The organism is Mesorhizobium sp. P2_E10 (assembly GCF_056404235.1).
This window is the reverse complement of the sequence record NZ_JBFUEK010000015.1, coordinates 50,723-75,853: the sequence shown is the minus strand read 5'-3', so window position 1 is coordinate 75,853 and position 25,131 is coordinate 50,723. Positions and strand designations below refer to the sequence as shown.

Below are 25,131 nucleotides of genomic sequence, written 5' to 3'. Positions count from 1 at the left end.
CGCTCAAGCCGCCTGGGTGCGCTTCCAGTCGAAGGCCAGCTCCTCGCGGAAGGCGAAGCGCTTGATGTGATCGGCAACGACACTTTCCAGGCGCTCCAGCGATCCGCCTTCATCCGTCGACACCGTGATGTGCAACGCACTTGCATCGGCATCCATGACGGTGCGTCCCAGCGACGTCAGGTCGATGGTGCCGTGGGTCGGGTTGAACTCGACGGGAAATTTGTGCGCCCAATGCTTGCACAACTGCTGCAGGTAGCGGCTGGCGTGCTCGGTGGCGACATCGACATGGCTGGACGGCATGGATGAACTCTCTCGTTCTGGGCGCTGGCTGTCGGCTTGGCGCGATGACCGCGTAGATAGGTGTCGTCACTCGAAACGCAAAAACGGCCGGCTTGTCGCTCGGCCGCCTACGTTCAAAATGGCGTGATCGCTACCAGGTGCCGGTGTTGGGCATCGAGGCCCAGGGTTCGGCCTTGGGCTTGGCCGGTCCCTTCTGCAACAGCTCGAACGAGATGCCATCCGGCGACTTGACGAAGGCCATGTTGCCGTCGCGCGGCGGCCGGTTGATGACGACGCCATTGTCCATCAGGTGTTGGCAGGTAGCGTAGATGTCGTCGACCTCATAGGCGAGGTGGCCGAAATTGCGGCCGCCCTTGTAGTCCTCCGGATCCCAATTGTAGGTCAGTTCGATCAGCGGCGCCTTGTCGGCAATGCCGCTTTGCTCATCTTCGGAGGCGGCGAGGAAGATCAGCGTGAAGCGGCCCTGCTCGTTTTCGTAGCGGCGCACTTCCTTGAGACCAAGCTTGTTGCAGTAGAAATCGAGCGAAGCATCGACATCGGCGACACGGACCATGGTGTGGAGATAGCGCATGTGGTTTCCTCGGGATGTTGCGTCGCGGCGGAACATAGGGGCCACCCGGCCAAAGGGCAATCGCGGACCGAAAAGCGGCGGCCGGTTTCGGGAAAAATCCGGTGCTCAAGCAAAAGGCAGAACGCCATCGTGGTCCGGTTTGGGAGGCCGCCGTTCTGGCCGCCAGTGGCGCCGGCAAACAACAAATCAGGTATTCCTGTATTGAACCGTGAAAAAAGGCACGGCAGGTCTTGCACAGACCGGAAGCCGCGGTGTTAATCTAATGTCAAGAATCAGTTGCGGTGTTCTTGAAAAAAGGGGGCATTCTTATGGGGGAAAAGGCCTCTTTCATGGGGCGGGACGAGAGCCTTGACGACGCCTTGAATCGAGACGCTAGCGGCGACGCTGCCGACCTCGTTGAAATCGCCGGCGCCATCAAATGGTTCGACGTGGCCAAGGGCTACGGTTTCATTCTTCCGGATGACGGCTCTTCGGGCGACATCCTCCTCCATGTGACATGTCTTCGAAAGGACGGCTTCCAGACTGCATTGGAAGGCGCGCGGGTCGTTTGTCTCGTCAAGCAGGGCGACCGCGGCTTGCAGGCGTTCCGCGTGCTGTCGATGGATGTCACCACGGCGATCCATCCGGCCGAGATGCAGGAGCCGCGCACCCATATTTCGGTGACGCCGGAAAGCGGGCTCGAACGGGCGCTGGTCAAGTGGTTCAACCGCACCAAAGGGTTCGGCTTCCTGACCAGGGGCGAGGGCACCGAGGATATTTTCGTCCATATGGAGACGCTGCGCCGCTACGGCATCACCGAGCTCAGACCGGGTCAGGTCGTGCTGGTTCGCTTCGGACGCGGCGACAAAGGCCTTATGGCTGCCGAAATTCACCCCGATATGGGAACCTTGCCGGTCTCGCATTAGGGCGATGCCCGGCAGAGGACTTTGAATGGCTAACAGGATCTGGCTGACTGCGGGTGCGATCTGCGCCGTGATTGCCGTTGCCGCCGCCACCGGCGCCTATTTCTATTCGCAGGAACCAAGTGCCGCCGACAGCCGGGCGATGATCCTGCCGGTCGATCCGACGCCGTTGGTCGCGGTGACGAAAGGCGGCGAACGCTCCTTCTCCATCGAAGTCGCCGATACCGGCGCCGAGCGCGAGGCCGGTCTGATGTTCCGCGAGGACATGGCCGACGATCATGGCATGCTGTTCGTGTTCGAGACTGTCGGGCAAGTGAACTTCTGGATGAAGAACACGCCGATGCCGCTCGACCTGATCTTCGTCGGCCAGGACGGCAGGATCCGGGCGATCAAGAAAGGCGAACCGCAATCCGAGGCGATCGTCTCGTCCGGCCTGCCGGTACGCTTCGTGCTCGAACTCAAGGCGGGCACCGCCGCAAGGGACGGCATCGAGTACAACGACCTGCTGCGCCACCCGGCAATCGGCACTGCGTCCGGGCCTGGCAAGCCGCCGGCGGACAAGGGCGATGCGCCGAGCGTCGGCGGCTGAACGGGCTGGCCACTGATGCAGTTTTTCTCCCATGATGGTTTCGACCTTGCCTTCCTCGATCGTCAGCCGGCCTCGGGCCGGGGCGACCCGGTGCTGATGATCCACGGCTTTGCCTCCAGCCATTACGTCAACTGGGTATCGCCCGGCTGGTTCAAGACGCTGAACGATGCCGGCTACCGCGCCATCGCCTTCGACAATCGCGGCCATGGCGCCTCGTCGAAAAGCTATGACGAGGCTGATTACACGCCGGCCAAAATGGCGTCGGACGGAGCGGCTCTGCTCAACCATCTCGGCATCGAGCGGGCTCATGTCATGGGCTATTCGATGGGTGCGCGCATTTCGGCGTTTCTGGCGCTGTCCGATCCGGACAAGGTGGCGACACTGGTCTTCGGTGGGCTCGGCATCGGCATGGTCGATGGCGTCGGCGACTGGGATCCGATTGCCGCAGCCCTTCTTGCCGACGATCCCGATGCCACCAGCCATCCGCGCGGCCGCTCGTTTCGCGCCTTCGCCGACCAGACACACAGCGACCGCCTGGCGCTGGCCGCCTGTATCGCCAAGTCGCGGGAGTTGTTGAGCGAGGACGACATGGCGCGCATCGCCCAGCCGACGCTGATTGCTGTCGGCACCAGGGACGACATTGGCGGCTCGCCGGAAGAACTGGCGGCGCTGATGCCCAACGCCAGAGCCTTTCACATCGAGGGCCGCGACCACATGCTGGCTGTCGGGGACAAGGCCTTCAAGCAGCGGGTGCTTGAGTTTTATGCCGAAAATCCGCTCTGAACCGCTGCGCAGTTTTGGGTGACGGGGATTGGGCGACCGGCGAGGGGTGGGAACAGTGGCACAATGGGGAAGACGTACGGAGGCTCTGCCGGGCGTCGTCGCGACAGGCAAGCTCGGCAAACGTTCCGTCATCCTGGCGCCTGCCTGTGGGCGAGTTCGAGCGCCTTCTCGCTAACCCGTACGCATACCGTTGCGCCGGGTTCACGGCCTATGGGCAGCGCGTGGAGACGTTTCCGGATTAGGACTTGAGCGCTTCGAGCGACCGCGCCATGTTTTGCCTGGCCTGGGGCTCGAACCGCTGCCGGAATTCCTCCGTGTGGAAGATGCGCGGGCGAGCGAGGAAAGTCTTCAGAACCGCGCCACGGCCTGCGCGCCACATCGGCTCCTCCACCCAGCCATATTCGCGGCGGACCGCCTGTTCGTAGGCGTCGAAGGCTTCCGGTGAGGCTCCCAGGATCGACAGGTCCATATCGAGGAAGAGAGCAGCGTCGCGGTCGGCTTCCTTGTCGGCAAGGCCGGGCAATTCATGCGTTGCGGTGGCCACGATCATCGCCACGATCTGATCCAATCGCTCCGCATTGGTGCGACCGGCGAGTTTTTCCGCCGCCAGTGCGGCACTCCTGGCCTCGTTGTCCTTGGCCCGGCTGTCATAGATGGCGTCGTGGAACCAGATCGCCGCTTCGACCGCCTCGGGGTCGTGCAGCAATGCGCGATAGTCGGCGACCAGTGCCAGCATCGCCTCGATATGGGCGAGGTTGTGATAGTGGCGGCCCTCGGCCCGGTAGAGCGCGGAAAGCTCGTGCTTCAGTGGCGCGTCGATCAAGGGTTCGTTTTCCATGGCGGCTTGAATTTCCGTGAACCAAATCCATTTGACCAAGCACTAAGGAAAATTGAGTTCAATCATGCTATGATCTGGCTTATATGTGCGGCCGGACAATAGGCAAGCCGGCAGGACGCAGGACGAGACGTCGATGAACAGCATCAGCATTTCCCGACACAGCGCATTGCAGCCGGTCGATCCGATCTGGCGTTCGATCCGCGATGAAGCGATGGAAGCGGTCAACCGCGATCCGCTGCTGGCGGCGTTCCTCTATGCGACGATCCTGAACCAGGAGAGCCTCGAGGAAGCGGTCATCCACCGGCTGGCCGAGCGTCTCGACCATCAGGACATCGGTTCGGATCTCATCCGCCAGACCTTCAAGTCGATGCTGGCCGACGACAAGGAATGGTCGTCGACCGTGCGCGTCGACATCCAGGCCTATTACGACCGTGATCCGGCCTGCGACCGCTTCATCATGCCGGTGCTGTATTTCAAGGGTTTTCACGCCATCCAGACGCACCGGCTGGCGCATTGGCTTTGGAACCAGGGCCGCAAGGATTTCGCGCTCTATCTGCAGAGCCGCTCATCCTCGGTGTTCCAGACCGACATCAATCCGGCCGCGCGCATCGGCAAGGGCATCTTCATCGACCACGCCACCGGCCTCGTCGTCGGCGAGACCGCGGTGATCGAGGATGACGTGTCGATCCTGCATGGCGTGACGCTGGGCGGTACCGGCAAGGCCGGCGGCGACCGCCATCCCAAGATCCGTTACGGCGTGCTGATCGGCGCCGGCGCCAAGATCCTCGGCAACATCGAGATCGGCCATTGCTCGAAGATCGCGGCGGGGTCGGTGGTGCTGTCACCGGTGCCGCACAACAAGACGGTTGCCGGCGTGCCGGCCCGCGTCGTCGGCGAGACCGGCTGCGACCAGCCTTCGCGGCAGATGGACCAGCTTTTGCCGTCGCAGTCGATGGACCACGTCGTCAGCTTCGACATCTGATTTTCCGGCTCCCCGGGCGCGGGCGCCGAAATCCGGCTGCACGCGCCTGGGCCTGGTTCCCGTGCGATATGCCCGGCTTGCCTTTACATCGCCATTGTCGACGTGTCAGAAGCGCGTTCAAACCAGCAAGCCCGACGATCGGAGAAGACTGTTGAAGCCGGACGAAATCAGAAAGCTGGACGCCTATTTCAAGCGCGTCTTCCAGAATCCCAAACTCGAAGTGAAGGCGCGGCCGCGCAAGGACGATTCGGCCGAGGTCTATGTCGGCGACGAGTTTCTCGGCATCGTCTTCAAGGACGAGGATGACGGCGACTACAATTTCTCGATGGCGATTCTCGACATCGATCTGGCCTGAGCCAGGACGGCACTTCGGCGATTGGCGGCAGTCCGTCGCGCCTTCGTCATCCCAGGGCGAAGCAGCCGCGCAGCGGCGTCGCGAAGACCCTGGGATCCATGCCGCGACATCGGCGCAGGAGTACAGCGGCCCGAAACGACCTCTGCCGCTTTCCAACAACAAAATTCTGCATCGCTTCGCCGCCCGCACGGGATACTCGGGTCCGCGCGGCTTTGCGCCCGCTCCGTCCGTGGATGACGAAGGAGCCGCTAATGCGCGGTCTTCAGGACTTGCGCAGCCCTGGTGGCGATCGCCGCGTCGAGCGCCTGCCAGTTGTCCAGAAACTCCTTGGGGAAGCGGTAGGTGAGGGCGAGGCTGTCGCCCACCTGGATGTCGCGCTCGCATGGCGCCAACGATTCTTCCGCGCTTGGGCCGCTCAGGCAACGGGCCACGAAGGGAGTCTTGCCGGGCCGGCTGGCGACGGCGAGCACCTCGTTGAGATAGCCTGATTTTTCGGTGAAGGCGTAAATCGTCGTGCCGCCGGGACCGGGCGTGCCGGGCGGGACGATCATTGCACTGTAGATCGGCGCGAAGCGGCCGCTCATGTCGCGCGACATCATCTGCGGCTCCAAGGACAGGAAGATAATGTCCTTGCTCTGACCGGTGTGGTTGAAGTCGTCGCGGGCGGCTTCGCTGTAGCCGTCCATCTCGGGATAGCGCAGATAGAGATCGAGGCGCGAGGCGACGCCGTCGCGCCGCGCCTGATCGAAGCGGATGACATTGGCCGGCACGGCGATGACGTTGTTGCCGATGACGATCCTGTGGATGGTCGCGTCGTCGGTATAGCCGGCCATGGCGATCGAACGGCCGAACCATTTGCCGCCCAGGCTGATCGCCACCGAAAGCAGTGCCAGCGTCGCGAAGGCATAGAACACCCGCTTCATCAGCCTGGAATCGACGATATCGAATTCCGGACTATCGGCGGTGGCAGCCTGCTTCATCGCAATCCCCAATATCGGCCGCCTGTCCTCCCTGGATGTCCTTGGAGGTGTCCTCGGGCGGCACACATAGCGCGGCATGGCTCTTGCAGCGCGCGTATCGGATGCGACTGTGCGATTTCATGGTAAACGGAAGGTAAAGATGAGCCCGGTGGAACTCACTCTCTTCGCTTTTGCGGTCGGTGTGACCGCATGCGGCCTGGTCGGATCGGCGATGGAGCTGATCTCAGGCCGCCGGCTTGCCTTCGTCGAACCCTATGTGTCGCCGTCGCATATTGTGCGCTCGTTGGCTGCAACCGCATGCGCGGGGCCGTTCATGCTCGTCAATGATGCGCTTGACGCCCGTCGGCAGGGGCGCATTTCGACACTGGCGCTGATTTCTTGCGGCTGCACCGCTGTCGCCTGGGCGCTGGCCTTGGGTGTCGTGCTGATCGCCATTGCGTCGTGGGCAGGCACGCTCCTAGGCTCCATCGAGCTCGCGGTGTGAGACGATTCGGAGACAGACGATGCCGACCTATGCGATCGACGGAAAGGCGCCCAGCTTCGAGGACGCCGACAGCAACTGGATCGCGCCCGACGCGACGCTGATCGGCGACATAAGGGTCGGCCGCAACGCCGGCTTCTGGTCCGGCGCCGTCATCCGCGGCGACAACGAGCCGATCGTCATCGGCGCCGACAGCAATGTCCAGGAACACACGGTGATGCACACCGATCCCGGTTTTCCGCTGACCATCGGACAAGGCTGTACGATCGGCCACCGCGCACTGCTGCATGGCTGCACGATCGGCGACAACAGCCTGATCGGCATGGGCGCCATCGTGCTCAACGGCGCCAGGATCGGCAAGAATTCGCTGGTCGGCGCCGGCGCGCTGGTCACCGAAGGCAAGGAATTTCCCGACAATTCGCTGATCGTCGGCTCGCCCGCGCGGGTGATCCGGACGCTGGACGATGCGGCCGTCGCAAGGTTGCGCGCGTCGGCTGCGCATTACGTCGCCAACGGCAAGCGGTTCAAGGCCGGGCTGAGAGAGGTCTGACGCCGGCCCAGCCAATCCTCGCCGGCGGTCCATTGCGCCCAACTCACCTTCTGTCGGGGCCGCGCCCGGCCAATGCATCGCGCAGCAATGAAGCGCCGGCTTCAAAGCCGGCATTGTCGGCTTCTTCGAGGGCCGTCGTATAGTGATCGATGCGGGTTTCGAGCGTCGCGTCGGCGCCGGCCGCCAAAAGCAGGCGGATTGCATCGACACTACGGATGGCCACTGCATAGTGCAGCGGCGTCCAGTCGTTCACGCCCCGCATGTTGGGATCGGCGCCGCCATCGATCAACACCCGGACGATTTCCAGCCTGTCTGCCCGGTCGGTCGACAACGCCGCGATGATCGCCGGAAACCCGCCGTGATCCTGATAGTTCGGATCCGAGCCCGCACCCAGCAAGGTCGAGATGAAGCCGACGGGGCTCCAGTAGATGGCATATTCCATGGGATGGCCAAGGCCGAGTTCGAACGGCATGCGTTCCTCGAACCAGCGCGGCGAGCCGCCCAAGGCCGCGCCGAGGGCTTCGAAGTCGCCGGCCTTGAACGCATCGTCGATGGCCTTGTACAGCCGATGGCGCTCACATCGATCTTCCGGGATTTCCAACATGGCGGTGATCCAGAAGGCGAAACTGACGGTCTATAGTGCCTCGATCTCCCGCGCGTGGAAAGGCGTCTTCGGATACTCCTGGCAGTGCTCGTCTTAGATGCACCGCTGCCATCCGCCAGAAATGGTGGAGCCGGCCCGGGGACGGGGCCGGCTCCTTAAAACCCGGTCGTTGGGGACGGGGAGGGTGGGGACTCGACCGGGCTTCCTCGTTAGGCACGTCGCATTATGCGGCGTGCTTGACCTCTGCATTGGCGTGCTAGCGGACGCTGGCGACTGCGTCGGCGCGGCCGTCGTTGATCGTCACCCAAACGCCCGAATTCTGGTCCGATTGGCGCTTCAGGTAGGTGTAGTCGGTGTCGGTCCAGGACAGCACCCTGGGTTCCAGGTTGTCGAGAATGAACTCGCCGAGGCTGGTGCGAACGGTGAGCACCGCATGGCCGTCGCCATTCGGCTGGCGCGCCACCGTCATCAGCAGATTACCGGCGGGGACCCCGGCGCTCATCAACTCGCGGCGCTTCTCCAGCGCATAGTCCTCGCAATCGCCGAAGCCATTGTCGGGATAGGACCAGACCTCTTCCTTGCCCCACTGCTCCATGTCGGTGCGCGGGATGATCCGGGTGTTGACCGAATTGTTGATGTTGACGATCGTCGCCCACAGCTTGCGGGTCAGTTCGACCGGCGCCTGCTTCGGCGTCCGCTCGGTGCATTCCTGCGGAAGCTTCTGGCAGAACTCATAGTGGCCGACCGGCTGCGTGGTGCGGCCGCCAGTGTGCATGAAGGCTGGTTGCGCCGCTTCCGCTGTTCCCCAAGCGGAAAGCTGCATCGCTATTGCCATAAGCAACAGCTTGCCCCTCGTCTTGTTCATTGTTCAGTCTCCCCGTTTGAGAAGACCATGACAGGGGTGGATTTATTTGACGCAAAAACCCGAAGTAGATTTTGAGTAAAACCTCAGTAGAATAAACGTAAAATTTGAGCTATTTGAGTATAAAATTCTTCAGGTATTTCTAACCAAGCCGGGTGCCCGCGCCGCCGCCGATACGGCGCTGGTGAGTGTGGATTGCTGGAGCCGACGGCAGGCTTTGGCGGGATGTCCGGTCAACAAAAAACCGGCCGAAATGGCCGGTTCGCTGGATCGCTATGTCGCTGCCTCAGGAGCGCGGGGCGTTGAATTCGGAATCGAGTGTTTCGGGTCGCTGGATGACGGCGAATTCGATGGCGACGCCATCCTCGAAATGGCGCACCACCTGGCCGCGCATGGTTCCCAGCATGACCTGGATGCCGATCGCCGGCTTGACGTCGATCTCAATGGCAGCGCCCGACAGCGACAGGTCGATGATGCGGCACTGATACTGGCGCCCGTCGGTGAGCTGAAGCACGCTGGTCGGGTTACGCGGCGCCACGCGTTCGTGACGGCGATCTTCTGGAAGATCGAGTTCATGCTTGTTGGCAAGCCAGGTCAGCTGCGCGGCAAGCTTGTCCTTCTTGCGGTCCGAGGCGATGACGGTCATCGCAAAGCCGTCCTGCGAGGTGCGCGTCACCACGCCCTCGATGCGGCCGATATGATCGATATAGGCAATGACTTTTTCGCCCGGCATGCCGACGCGATCGGTGCGAAGCGCGACATTGCCCGGCGACATGTCAATCACCTGGCACGGATGCTCGGTGCGGTCCTCCAGCATGAAGCGCCCGTAGATCTTCACACGGACGCGCTGAAAGTTACGCCTTTCGGCTCGGGACGGCGCGGACTCGACCGCCGCTGACCTCATCATGCCTACACCCCGTTGGCATTCCTGCGCGCCGATGCGAGGAACTTCACCCGCAAAACTACAGGAAAGCAGGTTAACAAAGGGGAAAAGCCGGCCGCACTGCTTTAAGATTTGGGGTTATTCTTCGCGCCCGCCGTCGAACACGACCAGGTGGCGGATGCGGCGCGCCCGGCCAAGTGCCGAAATCGTTTCCGGCGGGTCGAATTCGGACGGCACAAGCGAGGGAACGGCGATCTCCGGCCGGTTTTTCAGGAACATCGGGTCCTTGTCCGGATCGATGACGCGGATCGCGTCGATCAATGCGTCGGTGATCGGGTCCGCCCCCAGCCAGAAGGGCTTTTCGACGGCGCTGATCACGCCCAGGCAGCGCGGATTTTCGATCCCGCCGTCGAGCGGCAAGGCAAGCAGTTCGAAGCGGTTGGAACGGCCGTTTTGGCTGAGGCCCTCATAGGTGATGAGCACCACGGATTTCTGCTCGAGAACGCCATGGAACAACTTGGAGACAAGCCGCTGGTCCTTCTGGCGCCACAGCGAGGGAAAGGAAAAGCCCTTGAGTTCGCGCCCGTAGACGGCGCAAAGCCGGGTGCCGGCAAGCCGAAACACGGCTTCACCTCGGGTATCCCTTTCCAGGATAAAGGTGTCGGCCAACAGCGATTTGATATCAGCGGGCTCTACTTCCGAACGCTTCGGGGCAGAGCGCCCATCACGCAGCCTGTTCCAATATTGGAACAGTGTGATCGACCCGTTCTGTTTCATGCTAGCAGCTCCGCGCATTCTGTCTTCTGGTGTCCCATCGGGGAACAGAAAGGGCGCTCTCCGATGACCTACATGCGGTGCGTCGCAGGATGCGTGCCAGCAGCGTTAACACTTGTTCACGGGTCGGGGCCGTTAAGGTTAACAAGTGGTTTACGTTGCCCGCAGGCAGGGTGTGTGGCACATAAAAACCACTCCAGAAGCGGTCGTTTCGCGACGATCGGCAGCACTTCAGTTGAGAGTTTTAGGGGAGCAGGGGGCTCGACCAGCCGTTCAAGGGAAACCTTGGACGGCTTCTTTTTGATTCGCGCTCGATGATTCGCGATCGAGGCGCGCTGCGGCCAGTTAACAGCGACATTTGCCAATGGCGCGCATCAAGACGATCGAAGATCTCGACGCCAAGCTTCCGGCTTTCGGCCAGAGTGACGCAGCGACGGCAAGCTGGATCCCGTCAAACTGACCTTTTTTCTCCCCTCCCTCGCTTACGCCGAGGGGGGCGGGAGGCTCGGGCTACTTTTCTTCCCTGGCCTAGCCGCCGCTGATCGCCGTCAGGATAAAAACCTCGGTGCCGGGCGCGAGCCTGGTTTCCAGGGTTGCCTTCTCGCCATCGACGAAGACGTTCATATGGCGGCGGATCGCCGGGCGGGAATCGCACATGCGGTCCCGCATGCCGGGCCAGAGAGCGTCCAGCCCGTCGATCATTTCCCTCACGGTCGAGGCCGGCAATTCGACCCGGCGCGGCGCGCCGGGAAACAGGTCCATGAGCACGCCCGGGAGCCGGGCGACGACGAGGGATACGCTGCTGGCGGTGTCGTTCGGCATTTGCCCTACCCGCTCACCACCATCGCCTCGACGGACAGGATCGTGGGCAGATGCTGAGCGATCTCCGACCAGTTTTCGCCTTCGTTGGCACTGGCGAAAAGCGAGCCGCCGCTGGTGCCGAAGTAGACGCCGGCCGGCTCGAGGCTATCGGTCGCCATGGCCTGCCGCAACACGCCCGCATAGCAGTTCTCCTGCGGCAGGCCCTTGCGCTCGTCCAACCAGGTGGCGCCCGCATCCTGCGTCTTCCAGACAGCCGCCTTCGCGTCCGGCACGTAGCGGCCGGCACTGTCGCCGTTGAGCGGCAGGAGGAAGAGCGTGTCGGCGTCGCGCGGATGCGTGGCCGCAGGAAAACCGAAGGTCGAGGGAAGGCCCTTCTCGATGCTCTGCCAGTTCTTGCCGCCGTCGTCGGAGCGGTACATGCCGCAATGGTTCTGCTGGTAGAGCCGATCGGGCTTGCCGGGTGCCATCACCAGGCAGTGCACGCACTGGCCGAACTCTGGATAGTTTTGTCCTTCAGGCAGGAAGTCTGCGCGGGTGCCCCGGTTGCGCGGCTCCCACGTCTTGCCGCCGTCCCAGGTGTAGAACACGCCTGCGGACGAGATGCCCACCCAGATCTGCTCCTCGTCTCTAGGGTGCGTGACGATCGAATGGAGGATGAGACCGGCGCCACCCGGGTTCCAGTCCTTGCGGCTGGGGTGATGCTGCAGGCCCTCGATGTGGCTCCAGGTGGCGCCGTCGTCGTCGGAGCGAAACAGGCCGGCCGGCTGCACGCCGGCATAGAGGCTGCCGTTGCGCCTGGCGAGGCTCCACACCGCCTTGATCGGCTCCTCGCCAGCCTCATAGGACAAGCCTTCGCTGGAATGCGTCCAGGTTTCGCCAAGGTCGTTCGATTTCCAGACCGCGGGACCGAACCATTCGTTGCCGCCGGCGCCGTAGATCGTGCCGGTCGCGGCGTCGCCGACGACATGGTTCATCGGCCAGTGCTCGCAGAACGGACCCCGCAGCTTCCACGACCCGCGCTTGCCATCGCTCTCGGCGATGAAGGCGCCTTTTTTCGTGCCGATGAGGACCAGGACTTTTTCCGGCATTTTCTCCTCCCGATTGTATGCCTTTCATCAAGGACGGCGGAGCGTGGGCCTGGCCGACAAGGGTCAGGAATTTTTTGCAGTCTAAACCCGTCGAGGCCAAGATGAGAAGATATGTCGCCGCCCAGGCTCTGCCATCGAGGGCAACGCGATCTGTGCTGTCATCGCCTGACGCCGCGCTGGAGCGCGATCCGGGCGGAATACCGCTACGCACTTTTCCGGATTGCTCGAGTTACCGCTTCTTGCCCAGGCCGAAAGTCAGCGCCAGCGCGCCAACCAGCACGACGCCTTTGACGAAGTCCTGCGTGTAATAGGGCGCGTTCAGCATGGTAAGGCCGTTGAGCAGCACGCCGACGAAAATCGCGCCGACCACCGTGCCGATCACATGCGGGCGGCGCTTGTCGAGAACGGCAAAGCCGATCAGCGACGCGGCGACTGCGTCGAGCAGCAACGAATTGCCCGCCGACACGTCGCCGCGGCCGACACGCGAGGCGACAATCAGCCCTCCCAGTGAAGCCAGCGTGCCTGACAGGACATAGGCCCAGAGCCGGTATGCCTTGGTCGGTGCGCCGGAAAGATGCGCGGCCGTTTCATTGCCGCCGATGGCGTAGAAGACGCGCCCCCAGCGCGTGCGTTCCATCAGGAACCAGGCGAGAACGGCGACGACGGCCATGACCACGACAGACAGGGGAATCGTGTCGAAAAGCCTGGAACGGCCGAGGACCAGGAAAGCCGGATCGTAAGCACCAGGAGCCGATGAGCCGTCGGGAAGCACCATGCCGGCGGTGATCGAGCGGCCGCCGGTCGGGATCAGTTGCACGCCGGCGAGCAGGAACATTGTCGCCAGCGTGGCGAGAAGATCGGCGACGCCGACGCGCACGATCAACAGCCCGTTGGCGAGGCCGATGAAGGCGCCCATCAACAAGACCAGCACCATGGTCTCGGTCGCGTTCAATTGCCAGACGACCATGGCATAGCTTGCCGCCATCACCGACGATGCGGCGATGCTGCCAACCGAGATCGAAGCCGTCTGCCGCCATGGTGATCGAAACCCCGACGCCGAGGATCGCCACAACCGAAACCGCCTGCAGGATCGAGAACAGATTGGCCGAGCGGATGAAGGCGGGCTGCACATGCCAGAAGCCGACGACCAGCAGGGCCAGCAGCACGAACAGGGCATAGCGGCGTATCTCGCGGAAAAGCGATGCGCGCGGCGCGGCCTGCGCTGTCGTCTGGTCGGTCATCGATGGTCTCCGGCTTCTTCGCTCTCGACCTTGCCGATCTGGTCGGTCAGCGAGCCATGGCCGTCTGCGGCCTCATGAAGTGAATGGTTGCGCATGACGAGGATGCGGTCCCCAACTTCCAGCGCCTCTTCGGTGTCGCTGGTGGCGATCAGCGTGGCCGAACCGCTCTGGCTGCTGCGTATCGCGGCGATCAGATCGGCGCGAGCGCCGACATCGACGCCCTGGAACGGCTCGTCGAGCAGCAGCAGCCGGCACGGTGCCGCCTGCCAGCGGGCGAGCACGACCTTCTGCTGGTTGCCGCCGGAAAGCTCGTCGAGCGTGTCGTCGGGGCTGCGCGCCTTGATGCCGAGCCGGGCGATCGCCTCGACGGCGACCTTGCGCTCCCGCTTCTCTCGCAGCAGCCCGCCTGGAAACCAGCGCTTCAGATGCGGCAGGGCGATGGTGCCGGAATCGAGGCGCCGGGAATTTCGGGCGGCAGCAGCGACGATTGCCAGCGATCCTCGGCGACCATGAACACGCCGCTTTCGATCGATTGCGCCGGCCCGCTCGAAAGCCACGGCTTGCCGTCGAGCACGACGCTGCCTTGCGCCAATGTTTCGAGGCCGAACAGCGCCGCAGCAGCCGGCTCTTGCCCGAACCGAGGGTGCCGGTGATGGCCACGACTTCGCCGGAGCGGAGCTCGAGGTCAAAGGATCGCGCACCTGCAATCAGTTGTGCGCCCTTGATGGACGCGATGACCGGCGCGGTCGAGATCTTGCCGCCATGGACGACAGCTTCCAGTGTCCGGCCAATCATTGTGGCAACGGCGGCCGGGAAATCGATCGGCCTGGCAAACGCACCGACGATGCGGCCGCCGCTCATGACGACGGCACGGTCGGCGATCGCGGCAAGGTCGCCAAGCCGATGCGAGATGTAGAGGATTGCCATGCCGGTCGAGCGCAGCCGGCGGATGATGGCGAACAGCCGGTCGGCTTCCGTGGTCGACAGGCTCGATGTCGGCTCGTCGAGGATCAGGACGGAGGCCTTGGCCGCGACAGCGCGTGCGATGGCGATCAATTGGCGTTCGGCCGGGCGCCCGGTGCTGCCGCAAAGTTCATCGAGCAAAAGGTTCTCGGCAACTGTCAGGCCGGCAGCACCTGCCTGGTCGGTCGCCTGGTGCACGGTGGCGATGCCGGCCGCCTTGGCGGCGCTCGGCGAGGCGAAGGTGGCGGCCCTGCCGTTCAGCGTGATCGTCCCGGCGTCGGGCGTATGCGAACCCGAAAGGATTTTCACCAGTGTCGATTTGCCGGCGCCGTTGGCGCCCATCAGCGCCACGACCTCGCCAGCCGCCACGGCAAGATCGGCGCCGGCGAGCGCGCGTGTCGGCCCAAAGGATTTTTCGATCCCGGCAACCGAGACGGTGATGGAAGAGCTGGGGAGGGACAAGTGGCTTCAGCCGGTTACAGGTTGGGAAAGGGTTCGGCCAGGGTTTCCCTGGCCAAGCGGCGCAAGGGAGTGGACGGGAATCGCTTCTCTCATACTCCATGATCGCCAGCTTGGCATCGTAACCCGGCGAGTAGACGATGCCATTGGCATCGACGAACACATCGGTCGGCTGCATTCTAGGACCGGCCTCATCGCTTCCGAGAACTCTGGTTGCGAGTTTTTCAACTCCGGGAGCATTTCCGCCTTGTTGCCTGCCTGGTTTTTAGCAAATGACCGGCGACCCCTGCCGGGCATTGGCTCTCGGGAAACTGAATTGTTCCAAGTTGAGCCTCCTTGCTCTAAAGCTCGCGACGTCCAATCCCCGAACTGAGTGCAAGGCGTATGAGCGAACCTGTAAGCCCATCGGAAACCGAGCTGGCGGAACCTGCTCCGGAGCCGCGCCGCGAGCCGGTGTTCAACCTGCCGCCCGTGGTGCTGGCGGTGATCGGCGTCTGCGCCATCGTTCACCTGATCCGTGTCTATGGGCTCACCGACGAGCAGGACTATGCGCTGCTTGTGCGCGCGGCCTTCATTCCGATCCGCTATTCCGGCCAGTTCGACCTTGATTTCTATGCGTTTTCGAGCCCGTTCACCTATGCTTTCCTGCATGGCGGTTTTGCGCATCTGGGCATCAACATGGTGTGGCTGGCGGCTTTCGGCTCGCCGCTGGCGAACCGTTTTGGCACGCTTTGGTTTTCGCTGTTCTTCGCCGCCACCGGATTGGCGGCGGTGGTGCTGTTCTGGGCTGTGCATCCGCTCGGCCAGGCGCCGCTGGTCGGCGCCTCGGGCGCGATTTCAGGCATGATGGGGGCCGCGGCGCGCTTTGGCTTCAGCATCGACCGTTCATCCGGCAAAGCCGCCTTTGCCGGTGCGCCGCTGTCGATATCAGCCGTGCTGCGCTCGCGCAGCGTCATGACCTTCCTCGCCATGTGGATGATCATCAATCTCGCCACCGGCCTGTTCGGCGCCCCCGGCGTCGACAGCCAGATCGCCTGGGAAGCGCATATTGGCGGCTTTGTCGCCGGCTTCTTCGGTCTGCGTCTTTTCGATCGGCGACAGCAGGAGGTTCACGAGCACGAGCAGTGACCATCGCACTTGAAATGCGACCGATCACGGCGCACGATGTTCACCAGAACGTGAAAGCCGGCCAGGGCAGGAACCGGCGAGCAAAAAATTGAGGAGGACGCCATGACCGTTAAGGCAATTCTCGAGAAAAAAGGCCACGACGTGTTGACGCTCGGGCCAAACGAAAAGCTGAGCGAGGCCATTCGTATGCTCGCCGACCACAAGATCGGTGCGCTGGTCATCACCAATGGCGATCACAAGATCGTCGGCATTCTTTCCGAGCGCGACATCGTGCGGGTCGTCGCCAAGGAAGGTGCTGCCGCCCTCGATATCGCCGTGCGCTCGGCAATGACGCCGAAGGTGAAGATCTGCAACGAGAACCACACCGTCAATGAGGTCATGGAGATCATGACCAAGGGCCGTTTCCGCCATCTGCCGGTTGAAAAGAACGGGTTGCTCGACGGCATCATCTCCATCGGCGACGTGGTCAAGCGTCGCATCGAGGATGTCGAGCGCGAGGCCGACGAGATCCGAGCCTATATCGCCACGGCTTGAGCGAGAGAAACCAGAATTCGAGGCAAGCGGCTGAAAAGGCCGGCCTGCGGCCTTGCGTCTATGTTTTGGGCGCTTGTCTCTTTTGGCGGTTTGCACTAGCGAAGTTGCACACCAAATATGCGCTCGCGCATATGCCGTAGTTCCAATTCGCAGGCCGCCATGACCCTCATCGATACCCGCACGCCCGACGCCAAACGCCTGATCCCGGGCGCCACAGGCGACTGGGAGATCATCATCGGCCTCGAAGTGCACGCGCAGGTCACTTCCGAGGCTAAGCTGTTTTCGGGCGCCTCGACGGCCTTCGGTGCCGCGCCCAACGCCAATGTCAGCCTGGTCGACGCGGCAATGCCGGGCATGCTGCCCGTCATCAATGAGGAATGCGTCAAGCAGGCGATCCGCACCGGCCTTGGGCTGAAGGCGCAGATCAACCACAAGTCGGTGTTCGACCGGAAAAACTACTTCTATCCCGATCTGCCGCAGGGCTATCAGATCTCGCAGTTCAAGCAGCCGATCGTCGGCGAGGGCACGGTCATCGTCTCCGTCGGGCCGGACCGGCAGGGCGAGTTCGAGGACATCGAGGTCGGTATCGAGCGCCTGCATCTGGAGCAGGATGCCGGCAAGTCGATGCACGACCAGCATCCGACCATGTCCTATGTCGATCTCAACCGCTCCGGCGTGGCGCTGATGGAGATCGTGTCGAAGCCCGACATGCGCTCGGCCGATGAGGCCAAGGCCTATGTGACCAAGCTGCGCACCATCGTGCGCTATCTCGGCACCTGTGACGGCAATATGGACGAAGGCTCGATGCGCGCCGACGTCAATGTCTCGGTGCGCAAGCCCGGCGGTGAATTCGGCACGCGCTGCGAGATCAAGAACGTCAACTCGATCCGCTTCATCGGCCAGGCGATCGAATACGAGGCGCGCCGGCAGATCGCCATTCTCGAGGATGGCGGCAAGATCGACCAGGAAACGCGGCTGTTCGATGCCGTCAAGGGCGAGACGCGCTCCATGCGTTCCAAGGAAGAGGCGCATGACTACCGCTATTTCCCGGATCCTGACCTTTTACCGCTGGAATTCGACCAGGCCTATGTCGATGCGCTGGCGAAGAACCTGCCGGAACTTCCCGATGACAAGAAGGCGCGGCTGATCTCCTCGCTCGGCCTGTCGGTCTACGACGCCTCGATCCTGGTTTCGGAAAAGCCGATCGCCGACTATTTCGAAAAAGTCGCAGCGGGGCGTGACGGCAAGCTTGCCGCCAACTGGGTCATCAACGATCTGCTCGGCCAGCTGAACAAGGCCGGCAAGGACATTGAAAATGCTCCTGTCACACCCGATCAGCTGGGTGCGGTCATCGACCTGATCAAGGAAGGCACCATCTCCGGCAAGATCGCCAAGGATCTGTTCGAAATCGTCTGGAACGAGGGCGGCGACCCGCGCGCGCTGGTCGAAAGCCGTGGCATGAAGCAGGTCACCGACACCGGCGCCATCGAGAAGGCTGTCGACGAGGTTATCGCCGCCAATCCCGACAAGGTCGAGCAGGCGCGCGCCAAACCGACCATGGCCGGCTGGTTCGTCGGCCAGGTGATGAAGGCCACGGGCGGCAAGGCCAACCCGCAGGCGGTCAACGATCTGGTCAAGGCCAAGCTCGGCATCGAGTAGGGTGATGTTCGTCCGCAGCGCCGGGGAACGCGATCTGGCTGCCATTCGCACGCTGCTGGTCGAGACATGGCACGCCACTTACGATGTGATTTACGGCGTCGAGCGGGTCGCCGAAATCACCGATGAATGGCATTCGATCGCCGCGCTCAAGGCGCGGCTGGTTCGGCCGAATTCCGAATTCCTCGTGGCTGACGACGGCAAGCGCATTGGCGGCATGGCTTTTGCGGCTGCCACCACGGATACGAAGATCGTCCTGTTGAACCAGCTCTATGTCCATCCCGACTGCCAGCGGCAAGGCATTGGCCAAGCATTGCTGGAAGAGGTCGAGGCCAGCTTTCCGGAGGCGCAAAAGCTGCGCCTTGAGGTGGAAGAAGCAAACGCAGCGGCCATCGCCTTCTATCGTTCGCAAGGATTTCTGCCCGCTGGCAAGACGGCCGATTGCGGCGGCAGTTCCGGGCTGCCGGCGCTGATCCTCGAGAAGGCCATCGGATAGGCTTCCGGATCGCTCGGGCCATCGCGTGTTTTTGATTTGATTGCGTCCCCTGGACGATGAAGGCTGCCTTCGCCGATCCGTACCCGCATGACGAGATGGGACGCGACGGCGCGAGGGGGATTTCATGCCAAGCTTGCCGGAACTGATGCCGACAGAAGTGTCGGACGAAACCTTTGGTGGCGTCACCTATCATATTGCGGGCGAACTGGTGCCGGTGCTTTCGGTCGATGTGACGCGAATGCCGGTCTATTTCGAGCATCACATTCTGCTGTGGAAGAACTCCACCATCACGATCGGTCTGAAGTCGCTCAAAGGCGCGCTGAAGCGGATGATGGCCGGCATGCAGATTTTTGTCACCGAGGCGTCGGGAGCTGGCATCATTGCCTTCAGCCGCGATGGGCCGGGCCATATCGTGCCGATTCATCTTCGGCACGGCGAGGAGGTCCAGGTGCGCGAGCACCAGTTTCTCGCGGCGACCGGCAATGTCGATTACACGTTCGAACGCGTGCGCGGCCTGGCGACGATGCTGTTTGGCCAGAGCGGCTTCTTCATCGACCGGTTTCGTGGCGATTCCGGCGACGGCATCGTCTGGCTGCACGGCTATGGCAACGTCTTCGAGAAAACGCTCGGCGCCGGCGAAACCATCGACATCGAGCCCGGCGGCTGGCTGTTCAAGGACGTGTCGGTGAAGATGGAGACCAAGATCGACCGGCTTTCCAGTGGGTTTTTCGGCGCCAACATGAATTTCATCGTCAATCGCTTCACCGGACCGGGCCGGGTCGGCATTCAGTCGATGTATCTGCACATGCCAACCGAGGAATAGGCTCCGCGGCCCGGCGCAGTTTCAGCTCGAGCGCAGCGGCGGTGATAGTTCGCGCATCAAGAGTTCCAGCCCGCGCTGGTCGCTGGCGCCGGTCTTGTCGAAGATGGTCGCCAGTTGCGACTTGACGGTGCCGTCCGAGACGCCGCTCGTGGCGGCAATCTCACGGCGTGTCAGGCCGGCCGCGACATGGCTGGCGACGCGTTTTTCGGCTGCGGTCAGCCCGAACAGTGCCGCGATCGCATCCAGTGCCGGCATCGGTGTCGAGCCGACGGCGGCGATGAAGATGGCGGCTGCGGCGCGCTGCGACACGCGTGCCGAAATTTCACGCCGCGCCAATGGCATGACATGCGCCACCGCCGGAACGTCGGCTCTGACCAGGGGAATGTTGATGCCGGAAGGTCCGAGCGCGAATTCGTCGCGCGTGCCGAGTTCGACGGCAAGGCCGATCGCGGCATTGGCGTCGGAATAGCTGAACGAGAGTTGGCCGCGCGCCGAAGACACCGAAATGTTCTCGCTCAGCAGCGCTTCGGCCGCCGGATTGGCGAAAAGAATCTGCATGTCGTCGGCAACGATCAGCACCGGATGGTCGAGGCCCTCGATGATCGAGCTGAAAATCTCGGCCTTGCGCCGTTCGGCCTCGAACAGGTCGCCGATGGTCACGGCGCGGCGAACATGGGGCGCAAGCTGGGAAATCAGCTCGAGATCCTGGCTCGAAATCTGGCGCCTGTCCTTGTCCGTCACCACCATCAGCGTCCCGACGCGGGTTGGCCGCTTGATCAGCGCCACCCAGAAGAAATCGTCGAGCCGGTTGGGCTCCACCCATTCGCGCACGATGCGGCTGTCGAGCCAGTTCTGCCGCGCGCCCGGGCCTTGCAGCGCATAAATGGAATCGACCGTGAAAGGCGTGTCGATGTCCATCTTCGGCAGAGCGGTGGAGAAGGGCACCGCGGCTCCGTAGTCGCGCTGCAGCGGCTCCAGTATGGCCGGATCGCCGCAGGAAACCGAAAATCGGGCCGAGTTGCTGACCGTGTCGACGACCCCAAGCATGGCAAGCTGGCCGATTGCCAATCTGCAGATGGCATCGAGTGTCGCTTGCCAGCGGTCGATGTCGGCAATCGAATCGTAGATTGCCTCGACGACCTGCGGCAGTGTGCGACCGATCGTATTTGCAAGGGGAGACATGGGTTCTCTTTTGCCACAACAGGAGTGACTCGGTGCCAAGTTCCACAATAATTTTGCGGAAGGTCGCACACAACCTTTTCGACCTATTGATGTATGTGAATTGGTTCACATCGCTTGTGGTTGTGTCAAAGCTGCATCACCGTGCAGCGTAGATCTGCATCTGGTGCTTGGAGCTACATCCCAGAGTAGCGCAGATGGTTGTGGTCCTGCGCGCTAGGCGGAGGGAACTTCCACATTGTCGATCAGCCTGGTCTTGCCAAGCCAAGCGGCGGCGAGCAAGCGCCCGTCGTGGTTTTGCCGCCACGGGCCAAGCGTCAGGCTGGCGCGCGCCGCGACATAGTCGACGCTGCGGAAACCGGCGCTGAGAAGAGCGCTGCTGGCCTGGCCGGTTACGCTAACTTCATCGCCGCCGGCCGCAAGTGCCGCCGCCGATCTGTACAGGATGGCGTTGAGCTGGCGTGCAATCTCAAGCTCGGCTGCGCCGAGATAGGCGTTGCGCGACGACATGGCGAGGCCGTCCGCGTCGCGCACGGTCGGCGCGCCGATGATTTCAACCGGCAGGTCGAGATCGCGGCACAGCCGCCTAACGACGCAGAGCTGCTGGTAGTCCTTTTCGCCGAAGATCGCCTGGTCGGGAGATGCTTGCAGAAAGAGTTTTGCCACGACCGTTGCGACGCCATCGAAGAAGGTCGGCCGGAAATCAGATTCCAGTCCGGAAGAGGGACCTCCAACCGAGATTTTCGTGGCAAAGCTGACCGGGTACATCTCGGAAACAGTCGGCGTGAAGGCAAGATGCGCTCCGGCCTCCGCCAGCCGGTCGAAATCGTGGGCAAGCTGGCGCGGGTATTTGTCGAGGTCTTCGGTCGGCGCGAACTGGGCCGGATTGACGAAGATCGAGACGACGCAGCGATCGGCCTTTTCGAGCGCGATCCTGACCAGCGAGATATGGCCGTCATGCAGCGCGCCCATGGTCGGCACCATGGCGACGCTCAGGCCATCGCGCCGCCAGTCCCGGATTTGCGCGCGAAGTGCCGCGACGCTGTCGACGACGATTGGCCGGCTCATGCCCTATCCTTCTTGGCTGAAAACTCCTTGCCGGCTGAAAAGACGTGATCCGGTCCGGGAAAGCTCCGGTCGCGCACCTCGGCGGCGTAGCGCGCGGCAGCGCCCGCGACGACGCTGCGCAAATCGGCATATTGCTTGACGAATTTCGGCACGCGGTCGACGGTCAGGCCGACCATGTCGTCGATGACCAGGATCTGGCCGTCGCAGTCGCCGCTGGCGCCGATGCCGATGGTCGGGATGGCAATGCGCCGGGTAAGCTCGGCGGCGACGGTTTCGACCGTGCCTTCGATGACGACAGAAAAGGCGCCGGCCTTTTCGACCGCGTCGGCGTCGCGATAAAGCGCCGCCACATTCTCCTCGCTACGGCCCTTGATCCTGTAGCCGCCATCCTTTTCCACCGATTGCGGCAGCAGGCCGATATGCCCCATCACCGGAATGCCGGCGGCGACGATTGCCGCGATCTGCGCGGCCATGTCGACGCCGCCCTCCAGCTTGACGGCCTGGCAGCCGGTTTCATCGACGATGCGCCGGGCCGAGGCAACGGCCTGCGCCGCAGAGGCCTCGTAGCTGCCGGCCGGCATGTCGACCACCACGCAGGCTTTGGCGGAACCGCGCATCACCGCTTGCCCATGGGCGATCATCATCTCCAGCGAGGCACCGAGCGTGGTCTTGTGGCCATGCAGGACCATGGCGACGCTGTCGCCGACCAGAAGCAGGTCGACGTGGTCGTCGAGCAGCCGGGCGACAGGATAGGTATAGGCGGTCAGGCAGACGATCGGCACGCCGCCCTTGCGACGACGAATGGCATCGGCGCTGATCCGGACATCAGGGTCGGATGCGTGTGGGGCCAATCGTCACCTCCCTTGACCGGCAATCAGGCCGGATACCCGTACAGGGCGCGCAGAGCTTTAGAAAGACGATGGGGGCTTGGCAAGCGTGACGTTGGTGGCTTCGCTAGACGACCTAGTGCCGCAACCGTGGCAAAACTCTTGCCTTCGCGATGGGCTGACGCCATAAGCAGGGAACGGGCGCCGCAGCTGCCGCCCGCGAGGATCTGGATGAAAACTTTCCTTACGCAATTTTTCACCTGGTGGAACGGCCAGACGCTGGGAACGCGCCTGCATACTTGGCGCTACGGCACGAAGGTCGGACAGGACGAGACCGGCAACACCTACTATGAGGGCGGCACCGATTCGGAAGGCCGCACCCGTCGCTGGGTGATTTACCGCAACTACTCGGAAGCTTCGGCTATACCGCCGGGCTGGCACGGCTGGATCCATCACCGCGTCGATGTGGCGCCGCCGAGCGACGACTACCGGCCGCGCGACTGGCAAAAGGCGCACGAACCGAACCTCACGGGAAGTGCTGCTGCCTATCGCCCGAAGGGCTCGGTGCTGACCAATCAGCACCGCCCGCAGGTGACGGGCGACTACGATGCCTGGACGCCCGGTTCTTGACCGGTTGCCGGTCTTTTGTCGCCACAATTGGCGTTTAGCTGCTTGCTGATATGACAGCGGCGACTAGCCTTGGGTGCGAGAATCACCCGGGCGCAAACCACCGGTATTCCCAGATGAGCATTTTGAGCCGAATCGCGATGGGTGGACTGACGGCGGCAGCCGTAAGTGTTGCCGCATGCACGGCGGCGTTTGCCGCCGCGCAGACGCCGGAGGCGCCCGCGGCGTCCGATCGGATCACCAATCCCGTCGCCGAATTCGCCGGCATCGACAAGATCACCGGCCGCATCATCACCTTCGACGTCTATATCGACGAGACGGTGCAGTTCGGCGCTTTGCAGGTGACGCCGCGCATCTGCTATTCGCGGCCCGAAACCGAAGAGCCGAAGACCGATTCCTTTGTCGAGGTCGACGAGATCACGCTGGATCGCAAAATCCGCCGCATCTTCACCGGCTGGATGTTTGCCGAAAGCCCCGGCCTCAACGCGGTCGAGCACGCCGTCTATGACGTCTGGCTAAAGGGCTGCAAGCAGAAATCGGACGTGCCGCCGCCCGATGCAGCCAAGGCCGGCACACCAAAGGTCGATACGTCCAAGCCGAAGGCCGCCGCCGCTCCGGAAGCGACCGACCCCGACAGCACCGACGCGAACTGATCCCCAATACCAGTCGGTAGGGGGAACCGCCCGGCTGGCTACACGTTAGGGAAGGAGACCGCGCATCGATGCGCCGGAGGATTTCCCGATGTCAGACAGCAAGCGGATCACCGCCAGCAAGAAAGACCTGCTCGAACTCGAAAAAGGGTTCTGGACCGGCGACGCGGCCTACTATGAGGCCAATGTCGACACCGAATGCCTCGTGGCGTTTCCGAAAATGGCGCAAGCCATGGACAATGCCGATCTGGCCAAGACCGCGACCAAGCCGAACCGTTGGCGCAATCTGAAGATGGACCTCAAGGGCATCATCGAGCCGGGCAGCGACATCATCATGATGACTTACGAGGCTCGCGCCGTCAGAGAAAACGGCGAGCCATACGCGGCGCTGGTCAGCACCGGCTATGTCCATCGCGTCAATGGCTGGAAGATGATGTTCCACTCGCAGACGCCGATGGATGCTGCTGCGAAAGGGTGAAAAGTCTGACCGTCAGGGAAAAAAGACGGCTTCGCCCTTCAGCGCGTCGGCAAGCATCTTCTCGTATTTGCCACGCGGCACGTCGACCGCGCCGAAGCGCTTGAGGTGTTCGGTGGTGAACTGGGTGTCAAGCAGCGCGAAGCCGCGCGCCTTCAATCGCTCGACGAGATAAAACAGGCAGGTCTTCGATGCGTCGGTCTCCCTGGCGAACATGCTCTCGCCGAAGAACACGCGGCCGAGCGAGACGCCGTAGAGACCGCCGACCAGCCGCTCCTCGCGCCACGCCTCTACCGAATGACAATGGCCGAGCCGGTGCAGTTGCACGTAGGCTTCGCGGATCGGCGCGTTGATCCAGGTGGAACGGCGCTCTTCGCGCCGTTCGGCGCAGCCATCGATCGTCGCCTCGAAATCGAAATCGAAACGGATGTCGAACGGGTTCTTGCGGATCGTCTTTCTTAGGCTCTTCGGGGCGTGAAAGCCGTCGAGCGGAATGATGCCGCGCGTCTCCGGCCGCACCCAGAACACTTCCGGGTCGGTGGCGCTTTCGGCCATCGGGAAGACGCCCGAAGCATAGGCCTTGAGCAAAAGGTCTGTCGGGATGCGATAGCCGGGCGCGTAGGGACGGGTCATCGCGTCAT

Annotated in this window: 29 protein-coding genes and 2 pseudogenes; 15 read left to right on the top strand and 16 right to left on the bottom strand. The window is 62.8% G+C overall.

The genetic code is table 11. The annotated features are described in order from the left end of the window. Nucleotides 1–3 precede the first annotated feature (3 nt). Nucleotides 4–300, bottom strand: coding sequence for a DUF2218 domain-containing protein (locus AC1D0N_RS26945; RefSeq protein WP_477249050.1), 297 nt, complete (start codon nt 298–300; stop codon nt 4–6). Nucleotides 301–430: 130 nt separating this feature from the next. Further along, the gene (locus AC1D0N_RS26940) at nt 431–871 is read right to left on the bottom strand and encodes a VOC family protein (protein WP_352439918.1); all 441 of its coding nucleotides are present in this window, start codon (nt 869–871) and stop codon (nt 431–433) included. A gap of 308 nt (nt 872–1,179) precedes the next feature. Here AC1D0N_RS26940 and AC1D0N_RS26935 point away from each other — a divergent pair, with 308 nt between their 5' ends. From AC1D0N_RS26935 to AC1D0N_RS26925, 3 genes are read left to right on the top strand one after another with little or no spacing between them, the layout of a single operon-like run. After that, complete coding sequence (locus tag AC1D0N_RS26935; RefSeq protein ID WP_477249047.1) at nt 1,180–1,776, top strand: cold-shock protein; 597 nt, start codon at nt 1,180–1,182, stop codon at nt 1,774–1,776. Between the two features lie 25 nt (nt 1,777–1,801). Further along, entirely contained in the window at nt 1,802–2,362 is a 561-nt protein-coding gene (locus tag AC1D0N_RS26930) for a DUF192 domain-containing protein (protein ID WP_477249045.1), read from the top strand. Between the two features lie 15 nt (nt 2,363–2,377). Further along, nucleotides 2,378–3,145 (top strand): alpha/beta fold hydrolase, encoded by a 768-nt coding sequence (locus tag AC1D0N_RS26925; RefSeq protein WP_477249043.1) that lies wholly within the window; start codon nt 2,378–2,380, stop codon nt 3,143–3,145. Nucleotides 3,146–3,383: 238 nt separating this feature from the next. Here AC1D0N_RS26925 and AC1D0N_RS26920 read toward each other — a convergent pair whose 3' ends face one another. Further along, on the bottom strand, nt 3,384–3,983 hold the full coding sequence (locus AC1D0N_RS26920) for an HD domain-containing protein (RefSeq protein ID WP_477249041.1): 600 nt from the start codon (nt 3,981–3,983) through the stop codon (nt 3,384–3,386). A 133-nt stretch (nt 3,984–4,116) separates the two neighbouring features. On the opposite strand from AC1D0N_RS26920, the gene cysE reads away from it, so the two are divergent. Next, nucleotides 4,117–4,965: a serine O-acetyltransferase gene (gene cysE, locus AC1D0N_RS26915; RefSeq protein ID WP_477249039.1), complete on the top strand. Its 849-nt coding sequence runs from the start codon at nt 4,117–4,119 to the stop codon at nt 4,963–4,965. A gap of 151 nt (nt 4,966–5,116) precedes the next feature. After that, on the top strand, nt 5,117–5,320 hold the full coding sequence (locus tag AC1D0N_RS26910) for a DUF3126 family protein (RefSeq protein ID WP_013531334.1): 204 nt from the start codon (nt 5,117–5,119) through the stop codon (nt 5,318–5,320). A gap of 248 nt (nt 5,321–5,568) precedes the next feature. Here the strand turns inward: AC1D0N_RS26910 and AC1D0N_RS26905 are convergent, their stop codons facing one another. After that, nucleotides 5,569–6,300, bottom strand: a complete 732-nt coding sequence (locus AC1D0N_RS26905; protein WP_477249034.1) for a hypothetical protein — start codon at nt 6,298–6,300, stop codon at nt 5,569–5,571. 139 nt (nt 6,301–6,439) lie between these two features. On the opposite strand from AC1D0N_RS26905, the gene AC1D0N_RS26900 reads away from it, so the two are divergent. Together AC1D0N_RS26900 and AC1D0N_RS26895 are read left to right on the top strand one after the other, a co-directional pair. After that, nucleotides 6,440–6,784, top strand: coding sequence for a DUF6949 family protein (locus AC1D0N_RS26900; protein WP_477249032.1), 345 nt, complete (start codon nt 6,440–6,442; stop codon nt 6,782–6,784). 19 nt (nt 6,785–6,803) lie between these two features. After that, entirely contained in the window at nt 6,804–7,331 is a 528-nt protein-coding gene (locus AC1D0N_RS26895) for a gamma carbonic anhydrase family protein (protein ID WP_477249030.1), read from the top strand. 43 nt (nt 7,332–7,374) lie between these two features. Here AC1D0N_RS26895 and AC1D0N_RS26890 read toward each other — a convergent pair whose 3' ends face one another. The 8 genes and pseudogenes from AC1D0N_RS26890 to AC1D0N_RS26855 form a co-directional block, all read right to left on the bottom strand. After that, nucleotides 7,375–7,935 carry an ankyrin repeat domain-containing protein gene (locus AC1D0N_RS26890; protein ID WP_477249028.1) on the bottom strand — a complete coding sequence of 187 codons (561 nt, stop codon included), beginning with the start codon at nt 7,933–7,935 and terminating at the stop codon, nt 7,375–7,377. Nucleotides 7,936–8,191: 256 nt separating this feature from the next. Further along, entirely contained in the window at nt 8,192–8,800 is a 609-nt protein-coding gene (locus AC1D0N_RS26885) for a transglutaminase-like cysteine peptidase (protein ID WP_477249026.1), read from the bottom strand. A gap of 283 nt (nt 8,801–9,083) precedes the next feature. After that, nucleotides 9,084–9,701 carry a PilZ domain-containing protein gene (locus AC1D0N_RS26880; protein WP_477249105.1) on the bottom strand — a complete coding sequence of 206 codons (618 nt, stop codon included), beginning with the start codon at nt 9,699–9,701 and terminating at the stop codon, nt 9,084–9,086. 117 nt (nt 9,702–9,818) lie between these two features. Beyond that, nucleotides 9,819–10,457, bottom strand: a complete 639-nt coding sequence (locus AC1D0N_RS26875; protein ID WP_477249024.1) for a PAS domain-containing protein — start codon at nt 10,455–10,457, stop codon at nt 9,819–9,821. 525 nt (nt 10,458–10,982) lie between these two features. Beyond that, nucleotides 10,983–11,276, bottom strand: a complete 294-nt coding sequence (locus AC1D0N_RS26870) for a MoaD/ThiS family protein (protein WP_477249022.1) — start codon at nt 11,274–11,276, stop codon at nt 10,983–10,985. 5 nt (nt 11,277–11,281) lie between these two features. Next, nucleotides 11,282–12,364, bottom strand: coding sequence for a WD40/YVTN/BNR-like repeat-containing protein (locus tag AC1D0N_RS26865; protein ID WP_477249020.1), 1,083 nt, complete (start codon nt 12,362–12,364; stop codon nt 11,282–11,284). Nucleotides 12,365–12,593: 229 nt separating this feature from the next. Beyond that, nucleotides 12,594–13,605 (bottom strand): annotated as a pseudogene (locus AC1D0N_RS26860) (ABC transporter permease). Beyond that, a pseudogene (locus AC1D0N_RS26855) lies at nt 13,602–15,009 on the bottom strand (sugar ABC transporter ATP-binding protein). The pseudogenes AC1D0N_RS26860 and AC1D0N_RS26855 overlap by 4 nt, the downstream one beginning before the upstream one ends. Nucleotides 15,010–15,411: 402 nt before the next feature. Here AC1D0N_RS26855 and AC1D0N_RS26850 point away from each other — a divergent pair. The 5 genes from AC1D0N_RS26850 (at nt 15,412) to AC1D0N_RS26830 (ending at nt 19,664) form a co-directional block, all read left to right on the top strand. Further along, nucleotides 15,412–16,155, top strand: coding sequence for a rhomboid family intramembrane serine protease (locus AC1D0N_RS26850; RefSeq protein WP_477249018.1), 744 nt, complete (start codon nt 15,412–15,414; stop codon nt 16,153–16,155). 102 nt (nt 16,156–16,257) lie between these two features. Then, the gene (locus AC1D0N_RS26845) at nt 16,258–16,689 is read left to right on the top strand and encodes a CBS domain-containing protein (protein WP_477249016.1); all 432 of its coding nucleotides are present in this window, start codon (nt 16,258–16,260) and stop codon (nt 16,687–16,689) included. Nucleotides 16,690–16,848: 159 nt separating this feature from the next. Beyond that, nucleotides 16,849–18,348 carry an Asp-tRNA(Asn)/Glu-tRNA(Gln) amidotransferase subunit GatB gene (gene gatB, locus AC1D0N_RS26840; protein WP_477249014.1) on the top strand — a complete coding sequence of 500 codons (1,500 nt, stop codon included), beginning with the start codon at nt 16,849–16,851 and terminating at the stop codon, nt 18,346–18,348. Between the two features lie 4 nt (nt 18,349–18,352). Continuing rightward, entirely contained in the window at nt 18,353–18,841 is a 489-nt protein-coding gene (locus AC1D0N_RS26835) for an N-acetyltransferase family protein (protein WP_477249012.1), read from the top strand. Nucleotides 18,842–18,965: 124 nt separating this feature from the next. Next, nucleotides 18,966–19,664 carry an AIM24 family protein gene (locus AC1D0N_RS26830; RefSeq protein WP_477249010.1) on the top strand — a complete coding sequence of 233 codons (699 nt, stop codon included), beginning with the start codon at nt 18,966–18,968 and terminating at the stop codon, nt 19,662–19,664. Nucleotides 19,665–19,685: 21 nt separating this feature from the next. Here the strand turns inward: AC1D0N_RS26830 and AC1D0N_RS26825 are convergent, their stop codons facing one another. The 3 genes from AC1D0N_RS26825 to panB all read right to left on the bottom strand — a co-directional run bounded on the left by AC1D0N_RS26825 (nt 19,686) and on the right by panB (nt 22,762). After that, nucleotides 19,686–20,846: a helix-turn-helix transcriptional regulator gene (locus AC1D0N_RS26825; protein ID WP_477249008.1), complete on the bottom strand. Its 1,161-nt coding sequence runs from the start codon at nt 20,844–20,846 to the stop codon at nt 19,686–19,688. Between the two features lie 213 nt (nt 20,847–21,059). After that, on the bottom strand, nt 21,060–21,911 hold the full coding sequence (gene panC / locus AC1D0N_RS26820; RefSeq protein ID WP_477249006.1) for a pantoate--beta-alanine ligase: 852 nt from the start codon (nt 21,909–21,911) through the stop codon (nt 21,060–21,062). Beyond that, nucleotides 21,908–22,762 carry a 3-methyl-2-oxobutanoate hydroxymethyltransferase gene (panB, locus tag AC1D0N_RS26815; RefSeq protein WP_477249004.1) on the bottom strand — a complete coding sequence of 285 codons (855 nt, stop codon included), beginning with the start codon at nt 22,760–22,762 and terminating at the stop codon, nt 21,908–21,910. The genes panC and panB overlap by 4 nt, the downstream gene beginning before the upstream one ends. 207 nt (nt 22,763–22,969) lie before the next feature. Here panB and AC1D0N_RS26810 point away from each other — a divergent pair, with 207 nt between their 5' ends. The 3 genes from AC1D0N_RS26810 (at nt 22,970) to AC1D0N_RS26800 (ending at nt 24,493) form a co-directional block, all read left to right on the top strand. After that, the gene (locus tag AC1D0N_RS26810; RefSeq protein WP_477249002.1) at nt 22,970–23,368 is read left to right on the top strand and encodes an NADH:ubiquinone oxidoreductase subunit NDUFA12; all 399 of its coding nucleotides are present in this window, start codon (nt 22,970–22,972) and stop codon (nt 23,366–23,368) included. Nucleotides 23,369–23,481: 113 nt separating this feature from the next. Beyond that, on the top strand, nt 23,482–24,018 hold the full coding sequence (locus tag AC1D0N_RS26805; RefSeq protein ID WP_477249000.1) for a DUF2155 domain-containing protein: 537 nt from the start codon (nt 23,482–23,484) through the stop codon (nt 24,016–24,018). 88 nt (nt 24,019–24,106) lie between these two features. After that, the gene (locus AC1D0N_RS26800) at nt 24,107–24,493 is read left to right on the top strand and encodes a hypothetical protein (protein WP_477248999.1); all 387 of its coding nucleotides are present in this window, start codon (nt 24,107–24,109) and stop codon (nt 24,491–24,493) included. 12 nt (nt 24,494–24,505) lie between these two features. Here AC1D0N_RS26800 and aat read toward each other — a convergent pair whose 3' ends face one another. After that, nucleotides 24,506–25,123 (bottom strand): leucyl/phenylalanyl-tRNA--protein transferase, encoded by a 618-nt coding sequence (gene aat / locus AC1D0N_RS26795; RefSeq protein WP_477248997.1) that lies wholly within the window; start codon nt 25,121–25,123, stop codon nt 24,506–24,508. Nucleotides 25,124–25,131: the final 8 nt, after the last annotated feature.

What these genes read in the sequence shown, in the direction of transcription:
- AC1D0N_RS26945 (WP_477249050.1), bottom strand. Translation starts at nt 300, where the DNA reads ATGCCGTCCAGCCATGTCGATGTCGCCACCGAGCACGCCAGCCGCTAC.
- AC1D0N_RS26940 (WP_352439918.1), bottom strand. Translation starts at nt 871, where the DNA reads ATGCGCTATCTCCACACCATGGTCCGTGTCGCCGATGTCGATGCTTCG.
- AC1D0N_RS26935 (WP_477249047.1), top strand. Translation starts at nt 1,180, where the DNA reads ATGGGGGAAAAGGCCTCTTTCATGGGGCGGGACGAGAGCCTTGACGAC.
- AC1D0N_RS26930 (WP_477249045.1), top strand. Translation starts at nt 1,802, where the DNA reads ATGGCTAACAGGATCTGGCTGACTGCGGGTGCGATCTGCGCCGTGATT.
- AC1D0N_RS26925 (WP_477249043.1), top strand. Translation starts at nt 2,378, where the DNA reads ATGCAGTTTTTCTCCCATGATGGTTTCGACCTTGCCTTCCTCGATCGT.
- AC1D0N_RS26920 (WP_477249041.1), bottom strand. Translation starts at nt 3,983, where the DNA reads ATGGAAAACGAACCCTTGATCGACGCGCCACTGAAGCACGAGCTTTCC.
- cysE (WP_477249039.1), top strand. Translation starts at nt 4,117, where the DNA reads ATGAACAGCATCAGCATTTCCCGACACAGCGCATTGCAGCCGGTCGAT.
- AC1D0N_RS26905 (WP_477249034.1), bottom strand. Translation starts at nt 6,300, where the DNA reads ATGAAGCAGGCTGCCACCGCCGATAGTCCGGAATTCGATATCGTCGAT.
- AC1D0N_RS26900 (WP_477249032.1), top strand. Translation starts at nt 6,440, where the DNA reads ATGAGCCCGGTGGAACTCACTCTCTTCGCTTTTGCGGTCGGTGTGACC.
- AC1D0N_RS26895 (WP_477249030.1), top strand. Translation starts at nt 6,804, where the DNA reads ATGCCGACCTATGCGATCGACGGAAAGGCGCCCAGCTTCGAGGACGCC.
- AC1D0N_RS26890 (WP_477249028.1), bottom strand. Translation starts at nt 7,935, where the DNA reads ATGTTGGAAATCCCGGAAGATCGATGTGAGCGCCATCGGCTGTACAAG.
- AC1D0N_RS26885 (WP_477249026.1), bottom strand. Translation starts at nt 8,800, where the DNA reads ATGAACAAGACGAGGGGCAAGCTGTTGCTTATGGCAATAGCGATGCAG.
- AC1D0N_RS26880 (WP_477249105.1), bottom strand. Translation starts at nt 9,701, where the DNA reads ATGAGGTCAGCGGCGGTCGAGTCCGCGCCGTCCCGAGCCGAAAGGCGT.
- AC1D0N_RS26875 (WP_477249024.1), bottom strand. Translation starts at nt 10,457, where the DNA reads ATGAAACAGAACGGGTCGATCACACTGTTCCAATATTGGAACAGGCTG.
- AC1D0N_RS26870 (WP_477249022.1), bottom strand. Translation starts at nt 11,276, where the DNA reads ATGCCGAACGACACCGCCAGCAGCGTATCCCTCGTCGTCGCCCGGCTC.
- AC1D0N_RS26865 (WP_477249020.1), bottom strand. Translation starts at nt 12,364, where the DNA reads ATGCCGGAAAAAGTCCTGGTCCTCATCGGCACGAAAAAAGGCGCCTTC.
- AC1D0N_RS26850 (WP_477249018.1), top strand. Translation starts at nt 15,412, where the DNA reads ATGAGCGAACCTGTAAGCCCATCGGAAACCGAGCTGGCGGAACCTGCT.
- AC1D0N_RS26845 (WP_477249016.1), top strand. Translation starts at nt 16,258, where the DNA reads ATGACCGTTAAGGCAATTCTCGAGAAAAAAGGCCACGACGTGTTGACG.
- gatB (WP_477249014.1), top strand. Translation starts at nt 16,849, where the DNA reads ATGACCCTCATCGATACCCGCACGCCCGACGCCAAACGCCTGATCCCG.
- AC1D0N_RS26835 (WP_477249012.1), top strand. Translation starts at nt 18,353, where the DNA reads ATGTTCGTCCGCAGCGCCGGGGAACGCGATCTGGCTGCCATTCGCACG.
- AC1D0N_RS26830 (WP_477249010.1), top strand. Translation starts at nt 18,966, where the DNA reads ATGCCAAGCTTGCCGGAACTGATGCCGACAGAAGTGTCGGACGAAACC.
- AC1D0N_RS26825 (WP_477249008.1), bottom strand. Translation starts at nt 20,846, where the DNA reads ATGTCTCCCCTTGCAAATACGATCGGTCGCACACTGCCGCAGGTCGTC.
- panC (WP_477249006.1), bottom strand. Translation starts at nt 21,911, where the DNA reads ATGAGCCGGCCAATCGTCGTCGACAGCGTCGCGGCACTTCGCGCGCAA.
- AC1D0N_RS26810 (WP_477249002.1), top strand. Translation starts at nt 22,970, where the DNA reads ATGAAAACTTTCCTTACGCAATTTTTCACCTGGTGGAACGGCCAGACG.
- AC1D0N_RS26805 (WP_477249000.1), top strand. Translation starts at nt 23,482, where the DNA reads ATGAGCATTTTGAGCCGAATCGCGATGGGTGGACTGACGGCGGCAGCC.
- AC1D0N_RS26800 (WP_477248999.1), top strand. Translation starts at nt 24,107, where the DNA reads ATGTCAGACAGCAAGCGGATCACCGCCAGCAAGAAAGACCTGCTCGAA.
- aat (WP_477248997.1), bottom strand. Translation starts at nt 25,123, where the DNA reads ATGACCCGTCCCTACGCGCCCGGCTATCGCATCCCGACAGACCTTTTG.